Origin of the sequence: Hyphomonas atlantica corrig. (assembly GCF_000682715.1) — a bacterium.
Lineage (GTDB): Bacteria > Pseudomonadota > Alphaproteobacteria > Caulobacterales > Hyphomonadaceae > Hyphomonas > Hyphomonas atlantica.
On sequence record NZ_AWFH01000005.1, the window covers coordinates 60,263 to 81,934 of the forward strand.

Consider the following 21,672-nt stretch of genomic DNA (forward strand, 5'->3'; position numbering starts at 1 on the left):
ATGCCATCCCTGATACTGGTTCTGGGCGATCAATTGTCGCTTAGCATGTCATCCCTGAAAGATGCGAACCCTGAATCAGACATTGTTCTGATGGCGGAGGTTATGGAGGAGGCGACATATGTCGGGCACCACAAGAAAAAGCTCGCCTTCGTATTTTCTGCGATGCGCCATTTTGCCCATGAACTCGAGAAGAAAGGCTTCTCGGTTCGTTATGTGCACCTGACGGACAAGAACAATCAGGGGGCTTTGCGAGCGGAAGTTTCACGTGCGATCGAAGACCTGTCTGATGTGGAGAAGCTGATCGTCACCAAGCCGGGTGAATGGCGCCTGCTGGCCGATATGGAAGATTGGCCAGATCTCTTCGACGTTGAAGTGGAGCTGCGTGACGATACGCGCTTCATCGCGACATTGGACGATTTCTCTGATTGGGCTGCGGATAGAAAGCAGCTCCGTATGGAATATTTCTATCGCGAGATGCGCCGAAAAACCGGTCTTCTCATGGATGGCGATGAACCTGCTGGTGGAGAGTGGAATTATGATCAGGAAAATCGCAAGCGGTTGCCGAACTCCAAGCAGACACCGCAACGGTGGTTTTGCGAGCCGGATGACATCACGCAAGAGGTGATGGATCTGGTTGAAGATCAGTTTCCGGATAACTTTGGACGCCTCAGACCTTTTAACTATGGGGTCACACAAAAGCAGGCTGAGGCTGCGCGAGATGCGTTCATCTCAGATATTCTTCCGGGGTTTGGAGACTATCAGGACGCGATGGCGCAGGAAGAGCCGTGGATGTGGCATTCGATCCTGTCGCTGTATCTCAATGTGGGGCTGCTGGACCCGCTGGATCTTTGCAAGCGCGCGGAAGCGGAATGGCGGGAAGGGCGCGCGCCTTTGAACGCTGTAGAAGGGTTCGTTCGTCAGATCCTGGGATGGCGCGAATATGTGCGGGGGCTGTATTGGTACAAGGGGCCGGAATACAAGAACAGCAATTTCCTGAACGCACAGAATGATATGCCGGAGTTCTACTGGACTGGCGAGACCGATATGGCCTGTATGTCCGACGCAATCCAGCAAACCATCGAACATGCGTATGCGCACCATATTCAGCGCCTGATGGTTACGGGGAATTTTGCGCTGCTGACGGGCATCCACCCCGATCAGGTCAACAACTGGTACATGCGCGTTTATGCCGACGCCTATGAATGGGTCGAGCTGCCCAATACGCATGGTATGGCATTATTCGCCGATGGCGGCGTGATCGCCTCCAAGCCCTACGCAGCCAGCGCAAACTATATCAACAAGATGTCGGATTATTGCGGCAACTGCCGATACAATCACAAGGGGCGGGTAGAAGACGACGCTTGCCCGTTCAACGCATTGTACTGGAATTTTCTGATCCGGAACCAGGACGTGTTGCAGACTAATCCGCGCATGGGTCTTGTCCTCAAGAATGTTGAGCGACTGAGTGACGACGACCGGAAACAGATACAGGCGCGTGCAGCCAGTCTGATGAAGTCATTCGGAATGTGTTGAGGCGCACCACTGGCGGAGTGGCGCGTGTCGGTTTCGTCATTGCTCAGACATTCCAGATTACTCGTCAGTCTTTTTCTTGCTGCGATTGCTGAGCAATCCGCCAAGTGCCTGAAGCGCAGCGTCCTCCGCGGAAGTCGGCGCGTCTTCATCGGATGAATCAGCGTCACCTTGCGCGCCTCCAACACCTAGCAACCCATTGATCACGGATTCTGTGCTGCCTGCACTTCCATCTTCAGTCAGGCCGAGTTCCTGCAACACACGTGATCCAAGCTCCGCTTTCAGGGCATTGGTGACTCCGCTGAGGTCAGGGGTAACCTTGGGATTGTCCCAAGCGCCGAATATGCGCACCGGCACGGGAATTCCGTTCAGCTGGACAACACTGCCTTGCCCCTGAGCGGCCTTGTCTACGCTGGTGGCAAGCCGCAAATCCATTGACTGACCGGCCAGATTGATTTGTCCACTTCCATCGATTCCCAACACCGGGTTCAACAGCTTCATGAGATCAACATTGGCCACCCCGTCATTGATGGTGAGGACCGTGTCAAAGCTGGAAAAATCCGTCTCCGCATTCTCTGACAAGGCTTCGCTGAAATTGAGGTTCTGCACTGATCCGGTTGCCACCGCCTCTTTCAGCGTCGACGCGCTGCGTACCAGGGCAGCCACGTTCAGCCCCTTGATCACGCCTTCAGAGAGATTGGTCGATACCTGACCATCCAGCGCGTTCATGATCTCATCAATCGAGCCACCGGTAGACTGCGCAGAGACCTTGAACTGTCCGGTTCCTGTCAGACTGTCGAACCCTGCCAATGTATCGAGTAGGTTCGATACAGCGACGTTCTCGCCCTGCATGTCGAAATTCACCTTGGGCGCGGTGGGGCGTGCATCTACTGTAAGCTTGCCAAGCCAGTTGCCATTGAACGCCTTGAATTGAGAGAGGTCTGCAGTGAGGAGCCCATTTGAGAGATCCACCTCCATGACTGCATCGGTGAGCGTGATGTCGCCGATCGTCAATGTGCCAACCTTCAGGTCCAGATTGGCATTCACTGATTTGAGGCCAGACAGGTCAAGTGGTTCGTCGCTCCATGGCTGGATGCCCTTGGACGTCGTTGATGCATCCTGTTCCGGCTCTCCCATGAAGGGCGTCAGGTCGAGCGTTGGCATGTCCAGATCCCCGATGATGCGAGGTGTTGCTGCCGAAAGGTCTATGCCAGCCTTTCCAGTGCCGCTCAGCTCATCAAGCGAGAGAGACAGATTGTTGACCATGATGGATTTGAAACTGCCCGCGGCCGCGCCCGATACGGCAAAGGACTGAAGTGTGTCGCCCGGCGCCAATTCAGTGTCAGCGGCTGCGAGCAAGCCTCTCAGCTCCTTGCTTGAAACCGATAGATTGCCACTGATTGAGCCATCTCCGGCGAGGGACACGTCACCAGCATATGATGCACTCAGCAATTCACTAGAATGCGACAGGTCCAGCCCTGTGAATACCAAGGCATCAAGTGGGCCATTGGCCTGACCTGAAATCTGGACCCGTCCAAGTGCATCTTGTGCAGGCAGCTCCAGATCGAACTGGCGAGCCAGCGCCGCCACATCGGATGAGGCGATATTGAATGCCCCATCGACGCTCGGCGCGTCACCCAATTGTACGTTTCCGTCATAGCGGATGTCGCCCAGATTGGACGAGAGTTTGAACTCCATTGTCGCGGGCAGATTACTGGTCAGCGCTTCCGGTGTTTCCAGTCGAAGTGACAGGTCGAACACCTGATTCTGGAACAGCCCGCTTGCCTCTGCGGACAAGGGCTGGTCCATGCCGCGAAGCGAAGCCTGAAGATCAAAGTCTGTCAGCTCATACGTTTTGCCCGACTCGTCATCCTGGTATGTCAGGGACGCGTTCTGCAGGACCGCCGACGCAATACCTGCATCGAAGCCGCCCCCGGAATTTTCAGTGGTCTCAGAAGGGGTGTCGCTGGAGGCGAGTTCCCAATTCGTGCTGCCATCCGCTTTTCGCTGGAGGAATACGTCTGCGTCTACGAATGCGATTTCCTGAACATCCACGCGTCTGGACAGCAGGGGCATCCATTTGACGGATCCGCGCAATTCGCCCGCCTCAATCATGTATGGAGTCGCAAAGCCATCGGGATTCGCCACTGTAACTTCGGACACCGACGCAGCGATTCTTGGAAACACAGAAATGTTCACATCGCCCGCCAGAATCACTTCCCGCTGCAGCGCATTCGTGGCGGCGGTCTCGATCTGCTTCTTGTAGACAGACTTCGGAATGAAGAAAGGCACTGAAAATGCAGCAATTATCAGCAGGAGTAGGACGCCGGAGAGGATGACAAGAACGCGTTTCATGGGGGAGCCTCAATAGTGGAGCGGCAGGGTTTCATGGGAATATGGCCGGGGAATGACAGCTTTATACAGAAAAGTACAAATTCGCGTGAAGTTCCCCGCTTGACCGGCCATCCGGGGTCTAATAGAGAAGCGGCTCGCCGGATTGCGGCAAGGAAATGCGCGGGTGTAGCTCAGCTGGTTAGAGTGCCGGCCTGTCACGCCGGAGGTCGCGGGTTCGAGCCCCGTCACTCGCGCCATTTCTCTCGAAATGGTTTCCGTGTAAAGCATTGAAGTTAAACGATATTTTTGATCTCGTTTGCTTCGCTTTGCATAAAATGGCCGGAATCTGTGGACCAAAATGGGACCAGATTGTGGACCAATGGTCGGCGTCATGAAGCGCGTCGACGACAATTCCTACCTCGAACAGCGAGGCCGCGTCTGGTGGTATAACCGCCGTGTGCCGAGTAAGTTCGCGCACCTTGATTCGCGCAAGCGGATCAAGGAATCGCTGGGGACCACTTCAATCGACCAGGCTCGCTACAAGCGCGACTTGCTGGCCGAAGCCGATGACCATTACTGGGCATCGTTGAAGATCGCCGAAGAGGTCGGGCCCTCATCCAGTCGGGAAACTTCGGAGGCCGTTCGTCGCCGCTATCGCATGGCGACCGTCAAGGCGCTGGCGAGCGGCTTCACCTATCAGCCCATCGACCATCTCGCGACTGTTGCGCCGCTTGAAGAGGCGCTGGCACGGCTGCTTGCGGTTCATCAGAACGCAGGGCCCGCCGAAATCCCCAAAGTGCGGGACGCCGAAGCGCTGCTTGGCGGCGCGCCGAAACCGACTGTCAGCGTGTCCGAGGCTTTCGAAGTCTATGTGAACGAGATCGCGTACAACGCGCAGCTGTACAAATCGCCGAACCAACGCGCATCGTGGGAGAAAACTAAGCGAACCTCAGTTCAGTATTTTATCGACTTTGCCGGTGACATTGCCCTTGAGGAGATCACCCGTGACCTCGCGCTCAATTACCAGAAGCACTGGGCCAAACAGGTCAGACCCAAGGATCAGAACGCAAAGCCGGTCGCGCCTAACACCGCTAACCGTCACATCGGCAATATCCGTTCGCTCTATGCCGATTACTTCAAGCACATTGGCGAAGAGGAACGTCCGAACCCCTTCCGCAATATGCACTTCAAGGCGAAGGCGAGAACCGAAGTGCCGCCATTCTCATCCAACTGGGTGCGGGAGAAGATTCTTGCGCCGGGTGCTACCCGTAAATGGCGGCCGGAACTGCAGCTCATTACGCTGATGCTGATCGAGACAGGATGCCGACCGAGTGAGATCATCAACCTACGCGTTGAAGATTTTCACATTGATGAGCCGGTGCCCTACATCTCCATCCGCGCACGGACGGACCGCGAAGTGAAGACCGACACCTCCGAGAGGGACATTCCGCTGGTCGGCATCGCACTCGAAGCGGCAAAGCGCGCGGCGCCGAAAGCCTTTGCCCACTACTACGACAAGGGCGAGCTTTTCTCCGCCAACATGATGAAGAACTTCCGCAATCGCGGCCTGCTGGAGTCGCCCGACCACAAGATCTACTCATTCCGCCACGCCTTCGAGAAACGCATGCAGGAAGCCAATATCGACTACGGCCTGCGATGCCTGCTCATGGGCCACAAGACGACAAGACCCGTCTATGGCGACGGTGGCTCGCTTGAGTATCGGCGTGACGAACTGCTCAAGATCATCCACCCGTTTGATCCTCGGGTGATGGAGTTGTTTGATCGCGAAAATGTACTCTGGGCAGTCGGCGGCTCCGCAAAATCATGAGTCAGGCTTTTGCGCTTTGTGTCGCTCGAGAATGTGCGCAGCAGACGACATCCAGGACAAGTCTGCGCCAAAGGAGGCGGCAATCGCGTGAAGGGCGGATGCGTTTGCGACCAAAAAGCTCCAACATAAATTGATGTACTCGGTTCCGGTTGCAGCCAACGCCCCGCCCGGAATACTTCCCGTGATTGCCGCGCCGCCGAGAGCGGCGCCTGTGAACAAGGCTGCGGTCCCAACTTGCTTTAGAATGAACCGAGTCAGGTTGCCGAACGTGTGTGCGGCGTTCTGATTCGACCGGCCTGGCTGGGGGCCGTGCCCTATCTGCGACGATGCCTGTACAACGAGTTCGCGGACGTCATCGGCAAACAGGCTTCGTGCACTGGCAACGGCATCGGCAAAATCATCCGCGGCCCTTCGCATTGCTTCTGTATCTGATGGCGTCCGTTGATAGGCGGCAGAATTCTCGGCGATCCTGCGTCCTTCCGGGTGGGCCATAATGTAAGCGCGGTTCAGGTCCAGCACAGAGGACAGATGCGCCTCAACACTCAACGGGAATGACGGAAGATAGTCCCGCGCGATCGCTTTTTCGGTTGCCTCACCGACGTTCGCCAGCCGTATGCCGCGAGAATAAACCTGCGAAATAGAAATCGAATCAGCGCTGATGGTAGCGTGATAGCGCTGCACGGCATTCAGAAGATCCGTATGCGCATTCGTTCCATTGAGTTCGTGTAGTAAATCCTGCGTTGCCTCACGTAACTCATCGAGCAAAGGGTTGTTCGCATCCGGCGTCGTCGCATCAGGAGGGATCGCCATATGGATCAGGCCATCACCGCCGACCTCAAACGCTGGCTCAGCAACGGCCTCTGGAAGGCCTTGAATTAAATCTTCAAGGTCGCGCGCGATTGCGGAAACTTCTAAATCATCCGGCTCGTTGTCCTCATACTGATCATAGTCCTCGGCACTTGCGACGGGTGCCCAATCCGTCAATCCGTCAGATTCGATTTCATCGACAGCAGCTTCGATGACGTCGTCGGGCAAGTCTGGGAAGTTCTCAGCCAGTTCCTCGCGTGCATCGTAAGGGCCGCCATAAATCCATTGGTAGCCGCCTTCGGCGCTGATATAGGGTAGCCGCTGGGCCGGATCTTCATAACGCTCAAAGAACCATTCAACCAGCGCGTCTATCTGCGCCTGTCGGTCTTCTTCGTCTATTCTTTCGTCGCCGTCTTCGTCCGGGTCTGGCGGTTCGTGTTCCAGTCCAAACTCAAGGTTGTTCAGCAATTCATGCGGGCCGACATCGGTCTCGCGATAATTTTCTGCGCCTATTGGATATTCCCAAATCGACCAGGTGAGCTGCCCAAGCTCCGGATGTTCAACGACTGCCGAATAGGCTGTTTCCGGTCCCATGCTGCGTTCTTCACTGGAGACGCTTTCGAAGTCGAGCATGTCGGCATCAATCTCATAGACCTGACCGCTCTGAGCGTGACGGATATGTGCGGTTCCATTTACATAGACCATTCATGTTCTCCGTCAGATATAGAATTTGAACGGCTGCTTTCCGCCGCCTCTCGCGCTACCCATAATCAGAACGTCACCGACTTTATTCGCGAATCGGATGGTGACGGGCAGGCCGTCCGAGTAGTTGCAGGCGTTGTAGTTGATTTTCGTCAACGCCAAGATGTCGGACAGCACCGTTTCAATATCCGGTCTTTCGCCGGATGACTTTAGTACAGTCACGTTCAGAGGGTTTGGCGTTTCTGGACCAATGTATGTGTCCAATCTCGGTGCGTAGCCGGATGTCCAGAGGAAGGCGTTATTCTGATCGAGGATCATGGCCGTGCCGCGCAAGGTTGGATACTTTCCGTCCCGGAACAGCTTCACCTGGCCGGTCGTCGTCTTAATTCGAACACCGACGATATTCGTTTCCTTGGGAGCGGCTGCCTCAAAGGCGCGCCATTCTTCGCTCGAAAATCCAGCGCGCCCGTGGATGAAGAGTTCCTTTGGGGGTGCGCCGAATTTCTCCTCATACGTCTCAAGGACTTTGCCGATGAGATCCCGGGCGGCGGTGCTCTTCAAGTGGAACTCGCCGTTTTCCGTTTGCCAAGGGCCATTTGCTCCACGGAAGACGATCCCGTCGCCTTCTGACAAAAACATCTGTGCCGCGCAGCATGCATGATTGTTCCTGTCATTTGGGAGGTTCTTGAAGACGAGCCCAACATAGCAGACGCCATCGCGCATATTAGCGATCTTCCACGGCGGTTCGGCCTGCGTTTTGTAGTAGAGACCAGTAGCCAGATTCCAGGCAATTGTGGCTGCATCCTGGACACCGCGGATAGGATAGCCGTGGGCATTTGTGAATGCTTCCGGCGCAAGCGTTGTTTCCCGCACGAGCTGCGAAGTGTAGCCCAGCTTCAGAAGCTTGGCTTTTGCCTGACGATGGAAGTCCGGAACGTCATCGAAGATGTCTTCTTTCGTAAGATCGATTACATCTTCCAGAAGCGGCAAGTTGCTGCGCTGCTTCTGACGCTTCACATATTCGCCAGGAGATAGAGTCACGCCGCTGCGCCGAGCCTGGCGTGTGCAACGCGTATAGATAATTTCTGGCAGGACAAACGCCCAGACGTCGGGACGTCTTTCTTCGTTTTCGTCATGATGGCGAACGCGTTCGAGAAAAACTTCAACTGTCTGGGCGACCGCTTCATGGTGGTTTTGCAGGGCTGTGGTTGTCTCAATCTTGTCGCCGTCGACCACGTATTCAATGAAGTCTCGGGGGTCGAAGCTAACACCAAAGGCCGCAGGCATCCCCGGAAAATTGCTGAGATGGAGACGATGTTCCTTGTCCGTCTTTTTTGGGGGCGGCACGAGCACATCGCCGAGCACGCTGCGCCCCCAGCGCCGGAAATATTCCAGTCCCTCTGTTGTGCCGATGACGCCTATGGTGATGACCTTGTTGCGATCATCCGCTTTGTGGGGTCCGTAGAGATATAGCCCGTCTTTGGGATGGTCCGTCGATTGACCGAAACCGAATGAGAGAGCTGGTTCCGGGAGGTGAATAAGTCTCGGCGTAACGACGTCAAATTTCATTTCTGCGCCTCCTCTTCATCGGAGGTATCCCCATCCTCGGGGTCAAAATCGCCAGCCAGAGTCGAGGGATCAGTTTCTTCGGCGTCCTCGTCGTCATGGACGATCGGTGTCGTCACCGGTGAAATCATCTGTATAGGCATTACGTTGAGGACGAGATTGCCGCCCGCGCCGATGGGAAGTGAGATATAGGAATCGCCTCCCGCCACAAGCTCCAGAAACGCCATCATGCGACCGTGCCAGGACTTGTTCCTCCAGCCCTTGCAGTCGCTGCGCCGATGACGGTGCTGCCTCTCCTTATCGTCGATGATGCTGCCCTGACGGTCCTCATCTCCTTTAGCGTTTTCCTTGATATCCGAAAACAGAACCCGAGCCTTGAGCCGGAAATGGGGGAAGGGATAGAGATTGGGAATTGCGCTCACGCCGTAGGACCAAACCCGCCCCTTTGCGACGTTCCGCAGAACCGACCTACGCTTGCCTTCCTTTGGCCCCCATGCCACGCGTTCGTTGATGCGAATCTGCGCGGGGGCGGCATGATGCCCGAGACCGCTCGCCCACCCATATTCTTGAAACCCGATCGAAGAGAGACGTCGCTCCCAGGCCTGACGGAATAGCGCGACTAAAATATTTTTGGCTTCACGACTCTTTATGTCGAGTTCCGACCACCCCTTTTCCATGAAAGATGAAAGGCGACTCGTAGCAATCGTCTTGATCGGTCCGAACCCCTCGAAATGCTCGGCCATTTCCAAGGGGGAAGCGAAGGTGATGAAACCAGATAAGTGAGGATAAGTGGGAAAAGCGAAGCTGTTCGCGCGCCTTTTCAGCTTGTCGCGATCGCAAGGTCCAGTCGGCGCGACATAAGCGATCTCGTCTGGCGCGTTTTCGATCGCGACCCAATTGCTGGTCAGGGTTTCGGCGCGGTTTTCCAGTCTGATCTCATTTCGCCTTCGGTGCTGCTCCCATTGCGGCTGAATCAAAGGTTCATTGAGTTTTGGGACGTTCTGCTTTTCGAGCGTCTCTAACAGATCAGCGAGACCATCCGCATAGCTATCCTCGAAGTTCAGATATTGTAGTTCTCCCATGCCGAAGACTTTGCGGAAGCTCCTAACGCGAAGCGGTATCGTGAATTTTTCATCACCGGTCGTGCGGGAGACGTCGGCTGCAATGCCAATTTCTTCCTGCACGCCGTTTTTATGCAAGCCATCTCCGGCGCAAATCAGCAATTGCTTTACCGCCCGGTCCTGCAAAGTACGGGTCAATGTTTTTCGCCAGCGTTCACCTCCTTCGAGATTCAGAATGTCGGCGAAAACCTGGTATCCTGCAGCCTCAAGGCGCGGGGCGAGCCACTCTGTGAATTCATTATCCTCTGGCGTCGCTTTTGTGACGAAGAGGACAGTGCGCTCATTCTGTGTTTTTTCCATGGAGCATTCGATTCAGTGGGATCCGACTATTTATGTAATTCAATTTTATGGAGTTTTCTGCGTGGTATCTGCAGAAAACAGTCGCTTGAGTCTTTCGTCGGTTTCCCATGCAAGCGCTGGAATACCAAATCTTTCTCCCCGAAACTCACATATCGTGTGCACGCCTGTCTTGTTGAACCATAGCCGCCAGGTCTGGTTTTGTGTCGGGGTTGCGGCGGCGAAGGCGGCGCAGGAGAGAATAGCCGCATTTGGCCGGTGCTCGGGATCGCGCACTGACGCATAGCGGATCAGCCCGATACTCTCCGCACGCGCAGCTTCTTCGAGTTGCTGGCACGCTTCGTAGTCGTTTGGATGCGTCCAGAGGTTGGCAGCGTCGCTAAATGGCTTTGACATGAGATCTATGGCTGCGTCGGTGCGGACCGGCACGTCGAATGCGGTGTGCTCGCTCGGCTGCGCCGGAAATGGCGTGCCCGGAGAGTCTGCGTAGAAGAGCAGCAAATGAAACGCGGTTTCGATGATCGCTGTCGCCGGTTCTTCGGACACATAATAGACGCCGGGCGTCGGTCCGGCGCGGCGGAACCGCGAGCCGTTCGGATAGAGGCCGTAGCGGAACGGCGTCATGTAGAGATAGTGGAGCCCTGCGCAGTCGGGGGGTACAGGCGGCTTTGTTTCTTCGAGCATGTCTTCGAGAATACGCTGCTCATCCAGCGTATCAACAAGCTGAAGCGTGGAGACGATGTGTTGCGCCTCCACGCAGCGCCAGAAAACGCGGGATACGCCTTGCCGCTCAGAGCGGAGCGCGTCTGGAATCCAGATAGGCAAGGCCATGGGTCAGTCCTGTAATCGTCTTGATCTGATCGAGTGGACGACCGCCAAGCGCCCGGTTTTCATTGCGTAGCCAGGCGTTGGCCACCTTGCCGTCGCCGCCGGTGATCGCATCAAGCGACCGGAACAGGCGAACGAACAGCGCTCCCAGTTCAAACGGCTTGGTGCCTTCCTCCAGCCGGAACTCATCCTTGCGCATCCGCGACACGGTCGGTTCCGAAACCCCCAAAATCAGGGCCATGTCCTTCCCGGAAAGACCAAGCTTTTCAGCGGCCCGGACCACGGCCATGGTCATCACCCGTGCCCGTTCCTGTGCGTCGATGGCTGCTGTTTGGGACATTGAGCGATCCTTTCCACTGAAGGGATATATAGCGGTTCTTTCTGAGGAAATCAAGAGCGCCCTCGCTTTCTCGGCCGAGCGGGCATGTTCGCGCCGATGGCGTCCTCGATCCGGTCGGCCGCCGAGGCCCGCTCGCGGACTTCCCGGTCGAACCGGTCGAACAGGGGAAAATACTTCTCACCGCAATGGCGCACGACGAGCGCCGCAATGCGGCGGCCTTTTTCAAGATCATGCAGGCTGAGGCTCATTGGGGCGCCAGACCCTTTGCTAGTTGGTCTTCGTCCGGTTCCAGACCATGACGCCGGTGCCGTCCTTTTCATTCTCGAAGAAGGCGGCGCGCACGGGGCTGGCAAAGCTTGGATCGTCGAGCTTGACGGCGAGGTACGGGGTTTCGCCGTCCTTGCTTTCCTGACGCCAGGCCGCACCGAGTTCGGCCCCGCCGGCATAGAGCCGGAAGTCGGGTGCGCCATCTGATGCCTTGTCACTGTTCGGGACAAGCTGTGCTTTGACGTTGATGGTCATGGTACGGATGGTGCCGGTATAGCTGCCATCTTTCAGGGTGAACGTGCCGATCTGCGCCATGGGTTAGTCTCCTTTGCTGGCGTTGGAATGAAGGGCGCGGCGCGCCCGTTTGAACCCGGCATCTGACGCCAGGAAGCTTTCGATCATGGCGGGGATGAGCGCTTCGGGCTTTTCCTCCGCGCCATAGGTTTGCCGGTAGATTTCGGCATAGTCGCTGAGGGCGCTGGCGAGGTCGGGATCGACCGAGAGGCTCATACGCACCGGGGTGCGATCGGGTAACTGTCCAAGGCGTAGGGTCATCTGCTTGTTCCTTGTGGATGGGGTCTGAGGATGAGGTCGCGGGTGACGACCACGCGCACGGGCCAGCCCGGCCGCACACGGACCGTCGGCTGAATGCCAAGGTTGCGTTCGACGACGCGCTGGCCGGCCTGGTTGACGGTGTCGGTCGTGCCGCGTCGGATCGCGCGTTCGAGATCGCCGTCACCGTCTGCACCGAGTTCTGCGCCGACGCCGAGAATGGTGGCGAGGCCTGCTGCGATGAACACGCGGTCCCAATGATGATCGGTTCGATCCGAGAGACCCGCAAAGCCTTGCGCATCAGCGCCTGGCGCGGAAATCACAATCGACGACCCGTCCGGGAAGATGATCCGGTCCCAGGTCACGAGTGCGCGGTCCTGCCCGAAAGAGACTTCCGACTGGTAGCGCCCGATCAGGCGCGAGCCCTGCGGGATGAGGAGGTATTGGCCGGTGACGGTGTCATAGACGGGCTGGGTGAGCTGCGCGACGATCGTGCCCGGCAGGTCTGAGTTGATGCCCGTGACCATTGAAGCCGGAATGAGCGTGCCAGCCATGACCTGATACGGCGAGGCAGGGTCTTCCACGCCGTGTGGATTGTAGATGTCGCTTGCTGGTCCTTCGCTCGTAAAGGCGAGCTTGCGGGACTGGAGATTTGTATCGATAGGCTGTCCGAAAGCGGACCGTGCGCCTTGCGGCAGAGCGGCGAGCGCCAGAAGCTCAGAACCCAGATCAAGCGCGGGGTCTCGATAAGCAGGACGGGTGTCGGTGGTGCTTGCCGTGCCGCTCTGAGAATCGAGTCGGAAAAAGACCGGTGCGCGGGCGGCTTCATCGGCAAGGGCGGCTTCATCGGCAAGGGCGGCCTCGCGCATGCGCCTTGCACGTTCGGCCTCGTCGGCTGGGTTCGGGCGAAAGTCATCCTCGAACCGGGTCACATATTCCGGTTCGATACCGAGCTCGCGTTCGGCGCGCAGCATGGTCGCGCCGAGATCGCCCGAAAGCGGTGGGCCAAGACGCGTGACGCGGTCCTCGACGGATGTGATGTCGCTATAGCTGGTCGGAAGCGTTGAGAGACCTTCGGGCTTGCGCGTGTTCGTCGTGTTGTAGAGCTCGCGACGGGCATCCGGATCGATAGCGGTTGGCGGTTTGAGGGCAACGCTCATGGCTGCGAACAGGGCGAGCACGCCGAGGCCTGCGCCGACCATCAATACTTTGCGATTGATCCGCGTCACCGGCTTCGGGCTGGAGCGGATCTTCAGCCGCTCGGCATGTTCGTCGAAGGGAATGGGCTCGGACATCGGCTCAGTTCCCGAACAGGCCAGCCAGCGGCGAGCGCCGCTCGTTGCGTGAGATTCGCACCACGGTCTGGTTCCGCTCGCCGAGGCGCAACTCGGCCGCACGGAACAGCCGGTCCACGACATAATAATTGCCGCGCACACGGTAGTTCACCAGTTCCGCATCACCGTCCGTGCCGAGCACGAAAAGCGGCGGCATGTCGGTTGTGGCGATGTCCTCCGGCATCTGGATGAAGACCTGACGGCCATCATCAAAGACGCGGACAGGCTTCCAGTCCGGACTGTCGCCGGAGAGGCGATAGTCGAAGTTCAGGCCTTCCAGCGTCAGGCCGCGCTCAATGCTTCCCGCGTCCCGTGCGATCGCGCGCTCATTGCGGGCAGTGAGGCCTGCGAGTTCATCCGCGGGGTAGCGCCAGGACAGAGCGGCCATATAGCCGCCGTCCGTGCTTTCAAGTTCCAGATGATAGGTGCGCCGGTCCGTGGCGATCATCAGATTGGTGCGAATGCCGGAGGAAATCGGTTTGACCAGCACATGCGCGCGGGAAGTGTTTCCAGAGCCGGAGATCGTATCGCCCACGACCCAGCGGACCGTGTCGCCTGCCGAGACCGAGACCAGTTCCTCGCCCGGCTGCAGGGCAATGTCCGAAACCTGTCCGGGGCTGGCATAGAGCCGGTAGAGCGCGCCTTCTGTATAGGGATAGACCTGGATCGCGTTCACATAGCCATCGACCGAAGGTTCGATAAGCGCGCCGGTGCGGCCCTGTCTGATGGCTTCAGCCGGTGACACTGAGGGACGCGATATCGTCCTTGTGTAGGTCCGCGTCACGCTGCCATCGGCATTGGTGGTGACACGCGCGCCGATGGGCATCATCTGGCCGGGCAGCGGCAGCGCGACGGCGGTTTCGACGATCTCCACCGGATAGTCGGTCCTATCCTCGACGGGCTTGGCCGCGACAAAGGCGCTCGCATCGATAGGTTCAAGCTCGGTCGTGGCGCAGGCCGTGGTAAGTGCGAGGGCCGAAGTGGCAAGCAGAATACGAAGCATGGGGATCATTCTCCTGTAACGAGGTCCTGACCCCAGTTCAGGGCATGGACATAAAGGCCGAGCGGATTGGCGCGCAGGGTCTCTGCATCCGTCGGCGGCTGGGTGATGATTGTGAAATTGCCGGTGAACCTTTGGGCGCTGACGAGCGCACCATTCTCATAGGTCTTCTCGATCCAGCGGGCCTGGAAGCTGTCCTCCGAGACGCGAACCACGCTGACCACGTCCACGGTGCGGGATTTGCGCCCGACATCGGCGAAAGGATCATTGGCGGAGGCGTATTCGTTGAGCGTGGTGGCGGCGCGGTCGGTCACGAAGTCATAGGCGCGCAGCCAGTTCTCGCGGACGACGACAGGGTCAACGGAAAGCCCCCGGACATGTTCTATGAAGTTCGCAAGGTGATGGGCGATCTGGGCATCGGTCGGCGTGTAGCTTGTCGTGGCCGGAGCCACAGCGCGGGCCGCACCCGTCTCATCGACTTCGACCACATAGGGCGTGACGGTGGATTGCATCGAGCGCCAGACCAGCGCGCCGGAGGTGACGAAGCAGAGCCCGAGACAGCCGAGCGCCATGAGCCGCCAGTTCTTCGCCTGCACGCGGGCGGAGCCTATTCTTTCATCCCAGACCTGTCCGGCCTTCTGATATGGCGTCTCGGGGAACGGGCTGCGGCCGTAGCTTGAAGATGAACGCTTGAACGCCATAGATCAGACCTCCTGTCTTGTTGGGTTGAAGCGGGAGCCTGCGGGCCGCTGCCGCGGCGTTCTTCGCCTACAATCCATCCCCCGGATGGATTGTTTTGCCTGCGGCAAACCGGCTGCGAACTCCCAGATCTGGCCCGCCTTCTGGTAAGGCGTTTCGGGAAACGGGCTTGGTCCATAGCTGGAGGAGGATCGCCTGAAAGCCATCGTCTAGTCGTCCTTGTCTCTGAGGGTGGGGTTTGCGCCCGAAGCGCCGCGATCACCGTCGCGCAGGGAGTGCGCGGCCATCTGGCCTGCCTGTCCCATGCGCTGGCTCGCCTGCATGCGCCGCGCCCAGCCGGGGCTTTGGCTTGATGATGATCCGGAGGCAGAGTTTTGCATGGACGCGGCCTCAGACCCGCCGGTGGCGCGCCAGGCGCCCTGACTGCCGCGTTGGTAGGCGTCTCTGAGGGCTTGAGCCGGGCGCGATGCTGTGCGACGCATAGCGTCGCCGCCTGCACGGGCGACACCGGCAAGGCCTGCGGCGACGCCCGCTGCGCCGGATGCGCCAGAGGCGACCGATCCCAGCGTATAAGAAGTGCGCGCCGCGCCGGCCATGCTGGCGCCGGCCTTGACGGCGGAGGACGCCCCGCCCGCGACGGCGCCGACGGCAGCGCGGCCGCCCATCCCGGCGACATAGGTTCCGGCTGTGACACCGGCGGCCGCGCCTGCGGCGGAACCCGCGCCGAGTTGCGGCGCACCGGTGATCAGGCCGGAGGCGATGCCGGGCGCAAAGATGCCCATCCAGAAGAAGACGATCGCGGCGAGCACCGTGCCCATGACTTGCGCGAGCGTCACATCATCGCCGGTACGGAACGCATCGGTCACGGATGAGAAGAGCGTCGAGCCGATGCCAATAATGACGGCAAGCACCATCAGCTTGATGCCCGAGGTGATGACATTGCCGAGGACGCGTTCAGCCAGGAACGTCGTCTTGTTCCAGAGCGCAAACGGCACGAGCACGAACCCGGCGAGCGTCGTCAGCTTGAACTCCAGGATCGTGATGAAGAGCTGCACGGCCAGCACGAAGAAGGCGACCATGATGATCGCCCAGGCGATGAACATCACCGCGATCATGATGAAGTTATGGAAGAAGGAGATTGGCCCCAGCATGTCGCTGATCTCTTCCAAGAGCGGCTGACCGGCGTCGAGACCGACACTGGCGATGAAGCCGGGGCGCAGGAGATCATCGGCGGTCATGGTCCCGCCGCCAGCGGTCACGCCAAGCTCCGCGAAACTGTCAAAGACGATCCCTGCGAGAAGAGAGAAATTGCCAATGATGAAGGCGAAGAAGCCGACATAGAGCACCTTCTTGAGGAGCCCGGCGATCACGTCCGTGTTCTGGGAGAGCGCCCAGAACAGGCCTGCCAGCGTAATGTCGATAGCGATGAGCGTGGTCGACAGGTATGCGACATCGCCCGCCAGCAGGCCGAACCCGCTGTCAATGTAGGCGATAAAGGTCGCGAGAAATGTGTCGATCACGTCCATGGGGCGCTACTCTGCGAGGAAGGCCCGGGTGCGGGCGCGGCCGCGTTCGGCCTCGGCCAGCTGGCGCGCGCGTTCCAGCGCCTCGGCGCGGTAATGGGCGGCCATCATGGCTTCCATCTGCATCAGCTGCTCAGTCTGCAGGGCCTCGATCTGGTTTCCCGCCTGCGCGACCTGGAGATTGCCGACGGCGGACTGGCTGTCGGCGATCAGCCGGCCGAGACTGTCACTGTCAGCCCGCGCTGTGGAGACGACCTGCGCCGTGACGGTCAGACTGTCCCGGTAAGCCGTGCGGGACTGACGCCAGCGGGCGCGGGCCTCTTCGACGAGGACGGCCTGGCGCGGCGGTTCACTGCCATAGTCTTCAGGGTACACCTCTTCATACTCGCGCTCGATTTCCTCGACGCGGTAGCCGATGCCTTCGGCCTCGCGCATCAGCTCCTCGATGCGGCGCATGCGGCGCAATATGTCGTCGACGATACTATCGGGCAGCGCCTCCAGATCGCGCGCCATGTTCTCCAGCATCTCGATTTCATGGGTGAGCTGCTGGATTTGCTGGTTCACTTCCTGAAGCGACCGGATCGCCTGGTAGATGTTCTGGATGTGATTGGCCGGGTCATAGACCGTCCATTGGGCGGCGGCTGGCGGGGCGATGAGGATGGAGAGCGGCGCGGCGCAAATGAGGGCGGAGGCAAGGAAGCGTTTCATCGGGGGCTCCTATTCGGCGGCGATGGCGTGGACTGATTGGATCGGATCGGCGGCTTCAGGCGCATGGCCGGGCCAGCGGGTGAGCAGCTCAGCCGCCCAGGGCAGGCCTTTCTCGATCAGCCAGCAGGCAGCAAAGCCGTCGCCTTCCGTCTCGGCCCAGATGCGGTCCATGCGGGCCTGATTTTCCGGCGAGGACGCCCCGCAAACCGAGAGGGCGATGGGTCCAAGTCCCAGATCAAAGACGCGCGCGCCGAGGGGTGACTGGTAATAATAGTCGCGCTTCGGCGTGGCTCTTGAGATCAGTTCGATCTGGCGGGTATTGAGTCCGAAGCGCTCATAGGTCTCTTTCGATTGCGGTTCCTGCGCGCGTTCATTCGGGAGGAAGATCCGTGTCGGACAGGACTCGACGAGTGCAGGCGCGATGCTTGAGTTCGCGATGTCGGCCAGGCTTTGTGTTGCGAACACGACAGACACGTTCTTCTTGCGCAGGGTTTTGAGCCATTCGCGAATGCGCGCCGCGAACATCGGATCATCGAGGAACAGCCAGGCTTCATCTAGGATGAGCAGCGTTGGTTTGCCGGTGAACCGGGCTTCAAGTCGGTGGAACAGGTAAGTGATGACGGGGGCGACCGCGCCTTTCGCGTGCATCAGCTCTTCCATCTCGAAACAGACTGTATCGGCGAGGGCGAGGCTCTCCTGATCGGCATCGAGAAGGCGGCCATGCGGGCCTTCCAGCGTGAACGGGTGGAGCGCCGATTTGAGCGTGTCGTCCTGCAGCATCAGGCTGAGGCCTGTCAGCGTGCGTTCGTTTTCAGGCGCTGAGCTGAGAGACTGGATCGCTTCCCAGAGCCGGGCTTTCAGGTCCGGCGTCATGCTGACGCCTTCATTTGTGCAGAGACCTGTCAGCCAGTCAGCGGCGAAACTCGCGCCATGTTCGGTGTCGATGTCCTTCAGGGGCTGGAGGCTTGGGGCGTTCGAACTGCCAAGGTCGATATGCGCGCCGCCCATGCAAAGCGTTGCAGCGCGCGCGGACCGGCCCTTGTCGAAGATGAAGACCTGGGCGTTTGTGTAGCGCTTCCATTGCAGGGCGAGCAGGGACAGGAGCACGGACTTGCCCGCGCCGGTGGGACCGACGACAAGCGTATGACCAACATCGCCAATGTGGAGATTTAGGCGGAACGGTGTTGTGCCGTCGGTCTGTGCCTGGATGAGCGCAGGGGCTTGTAGGTGTCGATTGGCGTCTTCGCCCGCCCAGACCGCAGACAGCGGCACCATATGGGCCAGGTTCAGCGTGTGCAGGATGGGCTGACGGACATTGGCATACGGATGACCGGGCAAGCTCCCGAGCCAGGCATCGACGGCGTTCAGGGTCTCGCGGATTGCGGTGAAGCCGCGGCCATTCACGATGCGCTCGGCCACGCGGATATGTTCGTCCACCACGCGCCGGTCGGGATCGGCGACAGTGATCGTTGTGGTCACATAGCCATAGGAGACAAGGTCGGAGCCGAGTTCCTGTAGCGCGGCGTCGGCATCACCCGCCTTATTGTCGGCGTCATTGTCTACGAGGGCCGCCTGTTCATTGAACAGGGTCTCGCGCAGGACCGCGCCGATCGATTTGCGTTTGGCGAACCAGTGGCGGCGCTTCTTTCCGAGCACTTTTTCAGCTTCGGCCTTGTCCATGGCGATGAAGCGCGTTGCCCAGCGATAGGCAAAACCCTGCCGGTTCAGCTCATCAAGGATGCCCGGCAGGGTCGAGGCCGGAAAACCGAGAATGGTCAGCGTGCGCAAATGCGCGTCACCGATCATCGGCTCCAGCCCGCCAGCGAAGGGCTCATCGGCGAGCACGGCGTCGAGGAAGACCGGCAGCTCAGGCGTCACAACAGGATGGCGCTTGATCGAGATGGTCGAGTGGAGATAGGTCAGCGTCTCATCGTCAGTTAGCTTACCAATCTCGGCGAGGCAGGTGGAAAGGAGATCGAAGACGCGGTCCGCGTGCTGCTGGAACGTCTCCAGCCGGTGCCGCCAGGTCGCGGCATCTTCGGTCTCAGCGCGCTGGATCAGCGCCTTCTCGGCGCGGCCCGTCGCATCGGCAGGCGGTAGCCAGAGGAGGTTTAGATAGTAGGCACTCTCGAACCGGGCGCCGCTTTCTTCGGCTTGCAGCGCGCGTTCCTGATCGATGAGCCAGGACAGCGCATCTGGAAACTCCGCCTCCGGATAGTCATGCACCTCGTGGCGCTGCGCCTCGAAGAAGAGCGCCCAGCCTGAGCCAAACCGGCGCAGGACATTGTTGACCCGGGCCATAACCGAGACGAGTTCTTCCTCGGTCGAACTTTCAAGGTCAGGGCCACGATATTTGAATGTCGTCTGGAAGCTGCCGTCCTTGTTGAGGACGACGCCCGGCGCAACGAGACAGGCCCATGGTAGATAGTCGGCGAGAAGCGTTGGTGTGTCGGCATATTCACGCAAGTTCAGCATGTCAGATGCTCCTTGTGGCGCGTCGAACGGCTCGCAACGGCCATGAAATCCGGATCAGACCGCGCCATGAACACGGCCGCTGAATGCCCGACGGTCCAGAGCACGAGGCCCGGTATCCAGAGCTGGAGCCCAAGGCCGACCGCGGCAGCGAGCGTCCCGATGGCGATGGCGGCCGTGCGCGGTGCGCCCGCCATCAGGATCGGCTCGGTCAGCGAGCGATGGAGGGGGATTTCATAGCCTTCCGCCACTAGACCAGCGCTCCGCCGCCAAAGCTGAAGAAAGTCAGGAAGAAGCTGGTGGCGGCGAAGGCGATCGAAAGACCGAACACAATCTGGATCAGCTTTCGCATCCCGCCGCTGGTCTCTCCGAAAGCCAAGGTCAGACCGGTCAGCGTAATGATGATCACCGCGACGATCCGCGCGACGGGCCCTTCAATAGATTGCAGGATCTGATCGAGCGGACCTTCCCAGGGCATGCCGGAGCCTGCTGCATGGGCGGGACCGGCGATCATCAGGCCGAGGCCGATACAGGCCGCGACCTGAACCGTTCGGTTTACGGTCTGAAGGTGGGTGTAGAGGGTCATAGTGTTTCTCCATGTTGGACGAGGGACAAAGAGCGGGAGACGAGCGGCTGGGTCTGGTAGCCCTCGCCGTCAAAGCCGGTGACGCGGAGTGCCTCTTCAACGCGGCGCTGGCCGCCCGCGCGGCTCATGAACACGACGACGTCAATCGCCTCTGCGATGAGGTCGAAGGGCGCGCGCGGTGTGGCTTCCAGTGTCAGCTGTTCAAGCCGCGCTAGCGCGCCGTGGGCGGAGTTCGCATGCAGCGTGGTGATCCCGCCGGGATGGCCGGTGTTCCAGGCTTTGAGCAGGTCGAGCGCTTCAGCCCCGCGCACTTCGCCGATAATGATCCGGTCGGGGCGCAGGCGCAGGGTCGAGCGGACAAGGTCCTGCAGGCTGGTGCTGCCGCGATGGGTTCTGAGCTGGACGACATTGGGTGCGGCGCAGCGCAGCTCCCGCGTGTCTTCAAGGATGACGATGCGGTCGTCATGTAGTGAGGGCTCTGCCAGCAAGGCATTGGTAAATGTCGTCTTGCCAGAGGACGTGCCGCCGGCGATCAGAATGTTCGCATGCGTTGCAATCGCGTCCTTGAGCGCTTGGGCCAGCGCAGGCGCCAGCGCGCCCTGGGTGACATAGTCGCCGAGTTCAAACGGTGTGGTCGCAGGCTTGCGGATGGAGAAACATGGCGCGGTTGAGACGGGTGGGAGAAGCCCTTCAAACCGCTCGCCGCTGCCGGGGAGTTCAGCAGAGATAATCGGGGAGGTGCGGTTTGCGGCTACTCCCACCCCAGAGGCCACGAGCCGGATGACGCGCTCGCGGTCGGAAGACGGGAGAGTGTGTTCAGAGATGATGAGGCCGATGCCAGCCTTCTCGATCCAGACCGATCCATCAGGATTGGCCATGATTTCGATCGTATCTGGCGCTTCCAGCGCTTCGCGCACCACAGAACAGAACGCGGTGCGCAGCATTGCGCTGCGACGGTCTTCTGTTTCGCTTTGGTGCGCGGGCTTGTCCATTTCATAAGGCTCCTGTCACTCACGTTTCCGAGTGACCAAAGCCTGACAGCCCATGCGATTTTCGGGGAGTGGGACTGCGGGCCATATCCAGCAACGCCCCGCGACCTGCTGCAGATGAATGCAAACGCGAACCTGTAACTATTGCTACAGGTTGCGACTGTAAAAATCCCTCATGAGGAGAGTTTG

General features: G+C 59.3%; 20 protein-coding genes and 1 tRNA gene. 3 read left to right on the forward strand and 18 right to left on the reverse strand.

Annotated features, from left to right (window positions below):
• Entirely contained in the window at nt 1-1,533 is a 1,533-nt protein-coding gene (locus tag HY36_RS05240) for a cryptochrome/photolyase family protein (protein WP_035549532.1), read from the forward strand.
• Nucleotides 1,534-1,590: 57 nt separating this feature from the next.
• Here HY36_RS05240 and HY36_RS05245 read toward each other — a convergent pair whose 3' ends face one another.
• Complete coding sequence (locus HY36_RS05245) at nt 1,591-3,885, reverse strand: AsmA family protein (RefSeq protein ID WP_035549535.1); 2,295 nt, start codon at nt 3,883-3,885, stop codon at nt 1,591-1,593.
• A 159-nt stretch (nt 3,886-4,044) separates the two neighbouring features.
• Here HY36_RS05245 and HY36_RS05250 point away from each other — a divergent pair.
• Nucleotides 4,045-4,121, forward strand: a tRNA-Asp gene (locus HY36_RS05250).
• A gap of 101 nt (nt 4,122-4,222) precedes the next feature.
• Complete coding sequence (locus HY36_RS05255) at nt 4,223-5,692, forward strand: DUF6538 domain-containing protein (protein ID WP_233346128.1); 1,470 nt, start codon at nt 4,223-4,225, stop codon at nt 5,690-5,692.
• Here HY36_RS05255 and HY36_RS17670 read toward each other — a convergent pair.
• The 17 genes from HY36_RS17670 to trbB form a co-directional block, all read right to left on the reverse strand.
• Nucleotides 5,687-7,204: a hypothetical protein gene (locus HY36_RS17670; protein ID WP_051602526.1), complete on the reverse strand. Its 1,518-nt coding sequence runs from the start codon at nt 7,202-7,204 to the stop codon at nt 5,687-5,689. The genes HY36_RS05255 and HY36_RS17670 overlap by 6 nt on opposite strands.
• Nucleotides 7,205-7,216: 12 nt before the next feature.
• The gene (locus HY36_RS05265) at nt 7,217-8,770 is read right to left on the reverse strand and encodes an argonaute/piwi family protein (RefSeq protein ID WP_035549539.1); all 1,554 of its coding nucleotides are present in this window, start codon (nt 8,768-8,770) and stop codon (nt 7,217-7,219) included.
• A complete protein-coding gene (locus HY36_RS05270; protein WP_051602527.1) occupies nt 8,767-10,188 on the reverse strand; it encodes a toll/interleukin-1 receptor domain-containing protein in 1,422 nt (473 codons plus the stop codon). The genes HY36_RS05265 and HY36_RS05270 overlap by 4 nt, the downstream gene beginning before the upstream one ends.
• A 45-nt stretch (nt 10,189-10,233) precedes the next feature.
• Nucleotides 10,234-11,016, reverse strand: a complete 783-nt coding sequence (locus tag HY36_RS05275) for an RES family NAD+ phosphorylase (RefSeq protein ID WP_035549541.1) — start codon at nt 11,014-11,016, stop codon at nt 10,234-10,236.
• Entirely contained in the window at nt 10,976-11,353 is a 378-nt protein-coding gene (locus HY36_RS05280) for an antitoxin Xre/MbcA/ParS toxin-binding domain-containing protein (RefSeq protein ID WP_035549543.1), read from the reverse strand. The genes HY36_RS05275 and HY36_RS05280 overlap by 41 nt, the downstream gene beginning before the upstream one ends.
• Nucleotides 11,354-11,403: 50 nt before the next feature.
• Complete coding sequence (locus HY36_RS05285; RefSeq protein WP_035549544.1) at nt 11,404-11,601, reverse strand: hypothetical protein; 198 nt, start codon at nt 11,599-11,601, stop codon at nt 11,404-11,406.
• Nucleotides 11,602-11,620: 19 nt separating this feature from the next.
• The gene (locus tag HY36_RS05290; protein WP_035549546.1) at nt 11,621-11,935 is read right to left on the reverse strand and encodes a DUF736 domain-containing protein; all 315 of its coding nucleotides are present in this window, start codon (nt 11,933-11,935) and stop codon (nt 11,621-11,623) included.
• Nucleotides 11,936-11,938: 3 nt separating this feature from the next.
• Nucleotides 11,939-12,175 carry a DUF2274 domain-containing protein gene (locus HY36_RS05295; RefSeq protein ID WP_035549547.1) on the reverse strand — a complete coding sequence of 79 codons (237 nt, stop codon included), beginning with the start codon at nt 12,173-12,175 and terminating at the stop codon, nt 11,939-11,941.
• Nucleotides 12,172-13,467, reverse strand: a complete 1,296-nt coding sequence (locus tag HY36_RS05300) for a TrbI/VirB10 family protein (protein ID WP_035549549.1) — start codon at nt 13,465-13,467, stop codon at nt 12,172-12,174. Before HY36_RS05300 ends, HY36_RS05295 begins: the two co-directional genes overlap by 4 nt.
• Nucleotides 13,468-13,471: 4 nt before the next feature.
• Nucleotides 13,472-14,509, reverse strand: a complete 1,038-nt coding sequence (gene trbG, locus HY36_RS05305; protein ID WP_035549589.1) for a P-type conjugative transfer protein TrbG — start codon at nt 14,507-14,509, stop codon at nt 13,472-13,474.
• Between the two features lie 5 nt (nt 14,510-14,514).
• The gene (gene trbF / locus HY36_RS05310; protein ID WP_035549550.1) at nt 14,515-15,207 is read right to left on the reverse strand and encodes a conjugal transfer protein TrbF; all 693 of its coding nucleotides are present in this window, start codon (nt 15,205-15,207) and stop codon (nt 14,515-14,517) included.
• A 207-nt stretch (nt 15,208-15,414) separates the two neighbouring features.
• Nucleotides 15,415-16,731: a P-type conjugative transfer protein TrbL gene (gene trbL / locus HY36_RS05315; protein ID WP_035549552.1), complete on the reverse strand. Its 1,317-nt coding sequence runs from the start codon at nt 16,729-16,731 to the stop codon at nt 15,415-15,417.
• 6 nt (nt 16,732-16,737) lie between these two features.
• Entirely contained in the window at nt 16,738-17,436 is a 699-nt protein-coding gene (gene trbJ / locus HY36_RS05320) for a P-type conjugative transfer protein TrbJ (protein WP_035549553.1), read from the reverse strand.
• Nucleotides 17,437-17,445: 9 nt separating this feature from the next.
• The gene (gene trbE / locus HY36_RS05325) at nt 17,446-19,911 is read right to left on the reverse strand and encodes a conjugal transfer protein TrbE (RefSeq protein ID WP_035549554.1); all 2,466 of its coding nucleotides are present in this window, start codon (nt 19,909-19,911) and stop codon (nt 17,446-17,448) included.
• Nucleotides 19,905-20,159, reverse strand: a complete 255-nt coding sequence (locus tag HY36_RS05330; protein ID WP_035549555.1) for a VirB3 family type IV secretion system protein — start codon at nt 20,157-20,159, stop codon at nt 19,905-19,907. Before HY36_RS05330 ends, trbE begins: the two co-directional genes overlap by 7 nt.
• On the reverse strand, nt 20,159-20,494 hold the full coding sequence (locus HY36_RS05335) for a TrbC/VirB2 family protein (RefSeq protein WP_035549557.1): 336 nt from the start codon (nt 20,492-20,494) through the stop codon (nt 20,159-20,161). The genes HY36_RS05330 and HY36_RS05335 overlap by 1 nt, the downstream gene beginning before the upstream one ends.
• Nucleotides 20,491-21,486 (reverse strand): P-type conjugative transfer ATPase TrbB, encoded by a 996-nt coding sequence (gene trbB, locus HY36_RS05340; RefSeq protein ID WP_035549558.1) that lies wholly within the window; start codon nt 21,484-21,486, stop codon nt 20,491-20,493. Before trbB ends, HY36_RS05335 begins: the two co-directional genes overlap by 4 nt.
• Between the last annotated feature and the right edge of the window lie 186 nt (nt 21,487-21,672).

Excerpts from the sequence above, each read along its gene's own strand:
- HY36_RS05240 (WP_035549532.1), top strand. The coding sequence starts at position 1 with ATGCCATCCCTGATACTGGTTCTGGGCGATCAATTGTCGCTTAGCATG.
- HY36_RS05245 (WP_035549535.1), bottom strand. The coding sequence starts at position 3,885 with ATGAAACGCGTTCTTGTCATCCTCTCCGGCGTCCTACTCCTGCTGATA.
- HY36_RS05255 (WP_233346128.1), top strand. The coding sequence starts at position 4,223 with ATGGGACCAGATTGTGGACCAATGGTCGGCGTCATGAAGCGCGTCGAC.
- HY36_RS17670 (WP_051602526.1), bottom strand. The coding sequence starts at position 7,204 with ATGGTCTATGTAAATGGAACCGCACATATCCGTCACGCTCAGAGCGGT.
- HY36_RS05265 (WP_035549539.1), bottom strand. The coding sequence starts at position 8,770 with ATGAAATTTGACGTCGTTACGCCGAGACTTATTCACCTCCCGGAACCA.
- HY36_RS05270 (WP_051602527.1), bottom strand. The coding sequence starts at position 10,188 with ATGGAAAAAACACAGAATGAGCGCACTGTCCTCTTCGTCACAAAAGCG.
- HY36_RS05275 (WP_035549541.1), bottom strand. The coding sequence starts at position 11,016 with ATGGCCTTGCCTATCTGGATTCCAGACGCGCTCCGCTCTGAGCGGCAA.
- HY36_RS05280 (WP_035549543.1), bottom strand. The coding sequence starts at position 11,353 with ATGTCCCAAACAGCAGCCATCGACGCACAGGAACGGGCACGGGTGATG.
- HY36_RS05285 (WP_035549544.1), bottom strand. The coding sequence starts at position 11,601 with ATGAGCCTCAGCCTGCATGATCTTGAAAAAGGCCGCCGCATTGCGGCG.
- HY36_RS05290 (WP_035549546.1), bottom strand. The coding sequence starts at position 11,935 with ATGGCGCAGATCGGCACGTTCACCCTGAAAGATGGCAGCTATACCGGC.
- HY36_RS05295 (WP_035549547.1), bottom strand. The coding sequence starts at position 12,175 with ATGACCCTACGCCTTGGACAGTTACCCGATCGCACCCCGGTGCGTATG.
- HY36_RS05300 (WP_035549549.1), bottom strand. The coding sequence starts at position 13,467 with ATGTCCGAGCCCATTCCCTTCGACGAACATGCCGAGCGGCTGAAGATC.
- trbG (WP_035549589.1), bottom strand. The coding sequence starts at position 14,509 with ATGCTTCGTATTCTGCTTGCCACTTCGGCCCTCGCACTTACCACGGCC.
- trbF (WP_035549550.1), bottom strand. The coding sequence starts at position 15,207 with ATGGCGTTCAAGCGTTCATCTTCAAGCTACGGCCGCAGCCCGTTCCCC.
- trbL (WP_035549552.1), bottom strand. The coding sequence starts at position 16,731 with ATGGACGTGATCGACACATTTCTCGCGACCTTTATCGCCTACATTGAC.
- trbJ (WP_035549553.1), bottom strand. The coding sequence starts at position 17,436 with ATGAAACGCTTCCTTGCCTCCGCCCTCATTTGCGCCGCGCCGCTCTCC.
- trbE (WP_035549554.1), bottom strand. The coding sequence starts at position 19,911 with ATGCTGAACTTGCGTGAATATGCCGACACACCAACGCTTCTCGCCGAC.
- HY36_RS05335 (WP_035549557.1), bottom strand. The coding sequence starts at position 20,494 with ATGACCCTCTACACCCACCTTCAGACCGTAAACCGAACGGTTCAGGTC.
- trbB (WP_035549558.1), bottom strand. The coding sequence starts at position 21,486 with ATGGACAAGCCCGCGCACCAAAGCGAAACAGAAGACCGTCGCAGCGCA.